Source organism: Corynebacterium sp. UMB10119B (assembly GCF_030228125.1).
Classification (GTDB): Bacteria; Actinomycetota; Actinomycetes; order Mycobacteriales; family Mycobacteriaceae; genus Corynebacterium; species Corynebacterium pseudogenitalium.
Genome location: NZ_JASPBG010000028.1, coordinates 1 through 5729, shown reverse-complemented (window position 1 = coordinate 5729; position 5729 = coordinate 1). Strand labels below are relative to the sequence as shown.

Genomic DNA, 5729 nt, shown 5'->3' with positions numbered 1-5729 from the left:
TTTTCTTGTGTGTGGTGGGTTCCATTATTCCCGTTGTTGGGGGTGGTGGTACCCACCACACTCTTTTTTGTGCACCCCCACACAACAAACAACAAGGGGATGGTTGTGTGTGGCCGGTTACCAATTCTGATCCACAGACAACACACCAAAAGTATTTGCAGAGCTTTGTATCGTCTAAAATGCCGCGTTACCGCGCATAGCGCCTAGCCCTGCGAACGCAACGCCGACGGCGAGCGTCCACAACAGATACTTTGCGCATGGTGCGTACCTGCGCTCTTTGAGCAGCATTCCTGCTTCTTTGGCGAGCGTTGACCATGTAGAGAGCGCACCAGCAAATCCCGTTCCAATGAACACTGCCCACATTGGCGCCATTGCGACTGTAAATCCGAGGACCATGGATGCAGCAGCGTTGGCAGTGAAGGTGCCCTTGCGCGGTGGGAGGGCGGAACTAATCCACCACCGTGCGGCGCCGCCTAACGCGCCGCCAAAGAACACTGCAGGGATGGCAATTGGGTCAATAAACACTATCGATCACCTGCCTCCTTGCACTCACGCATGGCGTCGCCAGCCCACCAGCCAGCGATGCAGAGGACAACGCTGGTGAGTACGTAGATGAACGCAGTGATTGCAGTCGTTTGCGATGCGGCGACGGTGAGGGCGGAGAACGTCGTGAAGCCTCCGAGGAAACCTGTGCCGAGTAATGGGCCTGGTCGGAAGTAACCCATTGCGTAGCTGCCCAAGACGTTGATGCCAAGCGTGACCAGAAAAGCGTAATGCGGTGCTGCAGGCAGCACCGCAAGGAGTCCCGCTGTAAGCACGTAGCGTGTAAGTGCTCCCGTGCCAGCTCCGACGCCTACTGCGAGGGGCTCATTCGACTCAATGTTTTGTAATTGCACACCAGAAGTCTACTAGTGCGCTTACTCCCAATTCATGCCTTGCTGCTTTACAAATACTGCAACCTCCTCGGGGCTACGGCGAAGCTTCGGATCGAATTTGAGGTACTCGCGAGTCTCACGGGCGACGAGCCCGGAAAGCAGCAGTAGACCGATGAGATTCGGGATTGCCATGAGGCCGTTCGCCAGGTCGGAGAACGTCCATACGAGTTCGAGGTGCGTGGTGGCGCCGAGGAACGCTACGGCGGTAAAGAACATCTTGTATGGCAATGAAGCCCACTGGCCGAAGAGGGCGGTTGCGGCGCGTTCGCCGTAGTAGGACCAGCCCAGGATCGTAGAGAATGCGAAGAAGATGAGGGAAACGGAGACGATGTCGCCGCCCCAGGTGCCTGGCAGGACCGTCGAGAAGCCGCGTGCGGTCATGACTGCTGCTTCGTCACGTCCCATGTCCCAGGTCCCGGAGGTTACGATGACAAGGCCAGTGATGGTAACAACGATCAGGGTGTCAATGAACGTCTGGGTCATGGATACCAGCGCTTGGCGGGTGGGGTGCTGGGTCTTCGCTGCCGCAGCGGCGATTGCTGCAGAGCCCATGCCAGACTCGTTGGAGAAGATGCCGCGGGCAACACCGAACTGGATTGCCATCATGATGGTGGAGCCGACGAAGCCACCGGTCGCGGCTGAGCCGGTGAACGCGTCGTGGAAGATGAGAGAGATAGCTGCAGGGATCTGGTCTGCCATCAAAGCGAGCGCGACGATGCCGCCACCGACGTAGAGAACAATCATCAGGGGAACGAACGCTGCCGTGATCTTGCCGATGCCTTCAATACCACCCAAGATGGCTGCGCCGACGCCAATGAAGATCAGGATGCCGGAGACAGTAGGTTCGATGCCGAACGCTTCCTGCATGCCTGCAGCGATGGAGTTGCCCTGGGTGAGGTTACCGATGCCGAAAGACGCGAAGATAGTAAAGAGCATGAACGCGACCGCGAGCACGGACCCCAGCGGGCCCGGGATTCCGCGGCGGAGGTACTCGTGTGGTCCGCCTTGTTGGCGTCCTTTGTCGTCGGTGGTGCGGAAGCGGACGCCGAGGTAGGCCTCGGAGTATTTCGACGCCATACCGACGATGCCTGTGACCCAGATCCAGAGCAGGGAGCCCGGCCCACCGATCGAGATCGCGGTGGCTACGCCGACGATGTTGCCGGTGCCGACTGTTGCGGCGAGGGCCGTCGTTAAGGCCTGGTAGTTGCTGATGTCGCCGGAGCCTTCTTCATTTTTATCGACGAACGCGTGGCGGGTTGCGCGGCCTAGTGTGCGGAACTGGATGCCACCCATTCGGACGGTCAGGAAGAGGCCCGTGCCGAGCAGCAGCGGGATGAGCAGGAATGGGCCCCAGACGAACGAGGCGATCGTACCGAGGGTTTCGTTGAGTTGCGCAGCCATCGTGATCCTTTCGCAATAGGGTGTGGGCCAGGTTACCTTTCTCCCGATAACGTGATTGAGATAATAGACACATAACCTTCCGTGTGTACACGGTTTGTACGATTTTTCTGGCGGAAGTTTCCAAAAAAGGGAAAGATGGGTGTGAACGTATTCGAAAGGATGTTGTCGTATGGCTCATGAACGTGCTGGCCAGATTGCCCGCCCGGAAGATTTGATCGATATTGCGTCGTTGGTGACTGCTTACTACACCCGTGATGTAGACCCGCACAATCCTGACCAGCAGGTGGTGTTTGGTACCTCGGGTCACCGTGGTTCTTCGCTTGATAACGCGTTTAATGAGGTGCATATTCTGGCGACTACGCAGGCGATCGTCGACTACCGTCGTGAGCAAAACATTGGCGGTCCGGTCTTCATCGGGCGCGATACGCACGCGTTGTCTGAGCCGGCGATGGTCTCCGCGCTTGAGGTGCTGTTTGGCAATGGGGTTGAGGTGCTTGTTGACGCCGCTGGGCGTTACACACCGACTCCGGCGGTGTCGCACGCAATCTTGTCGCACAACGCGAAGCTTTCTGGCGGGGTCACGGGTACTGATCCGAAGCGCGCGGACGGCATTGTGATTACGCCGTCGCACAATCCCCCGCGTGATGGTGGTTTCAAGTACAACCCGCCGTCGGGTGGTCCGGCTGACACGGACGCGACTGACTGGATTGCGAAGCGGGCGAACGAGTACATCGCAAACGGTTTGGAGGGCGTGAAGCGCTCCGCGGCGTCTGGTGTGCTCGATGAGCGTGCGCAGCGCTATGACTACCTGAATAACTACATCAATGACTTGCCGAACGTCGTCGACATTGCGGCGATTCGTGAATCCGGTCTGAGCATCGGCGCTGATCCGATGGGCGGAGCGAGCGTCGATTATTGGGGTGCAATCGCTGAGAAGCACGGCCTGAATATGACCGTGGTGAACCCGGAGGTCGATCCGACCTGGCGTTTCATGACGCTCGACACTGATGGCAAGATTCGCATGGATTGCTCCTCGCCGGACTCGATGGCGTCGCTGGTGCACAATCGTGACAAGTATGACATCGCTACCGGCAACGACGCTGACTCGGACCGCCACGGGATCGTCACGCCGGACGCCGGCCTGATGAACCCGAACCATTACCTCGCCGTCGCGATTGAGTACCTGTTCTCGCATCGCGAGGGCTGGGCGGACAACACCGCAGTTGGCAAGACGCTGGTGTCCTCGTCGATGATTGACCGTGTAGTGGCATCGCTCGGGCGCAAGCTTGTAGAGGTCCCGGTTGGCTTTAAGTGGTTCGTGCCAGGGCTTATCGACGGCACCGTTGGCTTCGGCGGCGAAGAATCCGCGGGTGCGTCCTTCCTGCGGAAGGATGGCACGGTGTGGTCGACTGATAAGGACGGCCTGATTCTGGATTTGCTCGCGGCGGAGATTACAGCTGTGACGGGGAAGACGCCGTCGCAACGCTACGCTGAGCTCGCTGAGAAGTTCGGCTCCCCGGCATACGCTCGTATTGATGCCCCGGCGAACCGCGAGCAGAAGGCGACGCTGAAGGCGCTCTCCCCGGAGCAAGTCACCGCGACCGAGCTGGCTGGTGAACCAATCACCGCGAAGCTGACCGAGGCACCAGGCAACGGTGCACCGATTGGCGGCCTGAAGGTCACCACGGAAAACGCCTGGTTCGCGGCGCGACCATCGGGTACGGAGGACAAGTACAAGATTTACGCCGAGAGTTTCAAGGGCAAGGAGCATTTGGCGCAGGTGCAGCAGGCTGCGAAAGAGCTTGTTGCGCAGGTGCTCGGATAGAATGGCCAATCGTGACTGAGACACACGAGACCAAACAGGCAAGAGGCAAGCTGCTGGAAATCGCGTCGGCTGCGGCGCGATTTGGGCTGGCGGCTGTGTGGATTGTCGCCGGGTGGACCAAGATTGGCGCCCATATGGAAGTGACGCAAAACATCATTGCGTACGAGATTTTCACCCATGAGTGGTCGAATATTTTGGCGCAGTGGATTGGTCCGCTGGAGCTCGCCGGTGGGCTGCTCCTGCTGGCTGGCATCAAGCTGCGCGAATGCGGCTGGGTCTCGATCGGGGTCCTGGTGCTGTTCATCATCGGGATGTACTCGGCGTGGTCGCGAGGGCTGGTCATCGACTGTGGGTGCTTTGGCCCGCAGCCGTCAGATGAAGGCACGAACCTCATTGAGACGATCCTGCGTGACTTTGTCTTGATCGCGGCGACCTTGTTCATGATTTATGTGCCGTACAAGAAGTTTGCGATTTATCCATAGCCTCATCCAGCGATTAAGCTGTTGGGCAATTTCCAACGTCAAGGAGTAAATACGTGACTACCCGTAAGGTGAAGAACCCGAACGAGAAGAACGGTGCAGGGTTCATCTGGGCAATCGTTGCAGTGATTGCGATCGCGGCGCTTGTGATCGGCCTGATTTTCGTCAACGGCAAGAAGGGCCGCGAGGCCGCCATGGCCGAGAACATGATTGACACCAGCGGCATCACTGTCAGCTGGAACGAGGACGATCACTTCATTCGTCTCGCAGCCGAAGGTGTCGACGACGCCCCGATGGCCGAGCTGTACGAGGACTTTTCGTGCCCACACTGTGCAGATCTGGCGGTAGCGACGGATGAGCAGATGTTCGAGAAGCTGCGCGAGGGCAAGATTGAGGTCGAGCTGCGCCCGATGGTGACGCTCGATGGCCTGACCAACGGTCACTCCACGATGGGGCTGGCTGCGGAGCTGGCACTCGTCGCTAATGATGAGCCGGCGGCGATGATGAACCTCCGCGACCACCTGATGGTGAATCAGAGGGACGTGTACTCGAAGGTGACCGACGACGACCTCGCTGACCTGGCCCGCGACTACGGCGCGAGCGACAAGGCGGTACAGGATATCCGTGATAAGACCTATTACGATGCTGCGCGCGCAATGTCGAACGGTAACTTGAAGTTGCAGCAAGAGCGCGGCGGTGAGGCGGGGACTCCGCGCGTCATGGTTGACGGCAAGGACGTTGAAGGCGAGATCAACAACTGGGTCGATACCGTCGCGAACAGCTAATTGTATGTCCGCGTGGGGCCTGGCTGCATGATTTGTGGCCAGGCTCTCTTCACGTGTATGGTGATGAAAGCTCGTAAGAGTTCAAGGGGCTATGGCGCAGTTGGTAGCGCACCACACTGGCAGTGTGGGGGTCACGGGTTCGAATCCCGTTAGCTCCACAAGAGGACAGCTCCCCATTGGTTTGATTACAAAACCGGTGGGGAGCTTTTTTGTTGTTATGAAAGGTAGGGTTAAGCGACAAAATGTGTGCTTTTCTCGGCGTGTCGACTTAAGCGACAATATGTGTGCTTTTTCGGGGCTCGGG

At 58.5% G+C, this 5729-nt stretch carries 6 protein-coding genes and 1 tRNA gene; 4 read left to right on the top strand and 3 right to left on the bottom strand.

Translation table 11 applies throughout. From position 1 onward, the window contains the following. Positions 1-174: 174 nt before the first annotated feature. The 3 genes from QP802_RS11075 to QP802_RS11065 are packed head-to-tail and all read right to left on the bottom strand — an operon-like array spanning position 175 to position 2336. Entirely contained in the window at positions 175-525 is a 351-nt protein-coding gene (locus QP802_RS11075) for a fluoride efflux transporter FluC (RefSeq protein WP_284818891.1), read from the bottom strand. Further along, the gene (locus tag QP802_RS11070) at positions 525-896 is read right to left on the bottom strand and encodes a CrcB family protein (protein WP_284818890.1); all 372 of its coding nucleotides are present in this window, start codon (positions 894-896) and stop codon (positions 525-527) included. Before QP802_RS11070 ends, QP802_RS11075 begins: the two co-directional genes overlap by 1 nt. Positions 897-917: 21 nt before the next feature. Then, complete coding sequence (locus tag QP802_RS11065; RefSeq protein ID WP_070478264.1) at positions 918-2336, bottom strand: alanine/glycine:cation symporter family protein; 1419 nt, start codon at positions 2334-2336, stop codon at positions 918-920. 169 nt (positions 2337-2505) lie between these two features. Here QP802_RS11065 and pgm point away from each other — a divergent pair, with 169 nt between their 5' ends. The 4 genes from pgm (at position 2506) to QP802_RS11045 (ending at position 5583) form a co-directional block, all read left to right on the top strand. Further along, positions 2506-4161, top strand: a complete 1656-nt coding sequence (gene pgm / locus QP802_RS11060) for a phosphoglucomutase (alpha-D-glucose-1,6-bisphosphate-dependent) (protein WP_284818888.1) — start codon at positions 2506-2508, stop codon at positions 4159-4161. Positions 4162-4172: 11 nt separating this feature from the next. Next, entirely contained in the window at positions 4173-4643 is a 471-nt protein-coding gene (locus tag QP802_RS11055) for a MauE/DoxX family redox-associated membrane protein (RefSeq protein WP_256005440.1), read from the top strand. A gap of 53 nt (positions 4644-4696) precedes the next feature. Further along, positions 4697-5425, top strand: coding sequence for a DsbA family protein (locus tag QP802_RS11050; RefSeq protein WP_284818887.1), 729 nt, complete (start codon positions 4697-4699; stop codon positions 5423-5425). A gap of 85 nt (positions 5426-5510) precedes the next feature. Continuing rightward, positions 5511-5583 (top strand) — tRNA-Ala (locus QP802_RS11045). The last annotated feature ends 146 nt before the right edge of the window (positions 5584-5729 follow it).

Bases quoted from the DNA above. Each gene is read 5' to 3' on its own strand.
- QP802_RS11065 (WP_070478264.1), bottom strand. From the start codon at position 2,336: ATGGCTGCGCAACTCAACGAAACCCTCGGTACGATCGCCTCGTTCGTC.
- pgm (WP_284818888.1), top strand. From the start codon at position 2,506: ATGGCTCATGAACGTGCTGGCCAGATTGCCCGCCCGGAAGATTTGATC.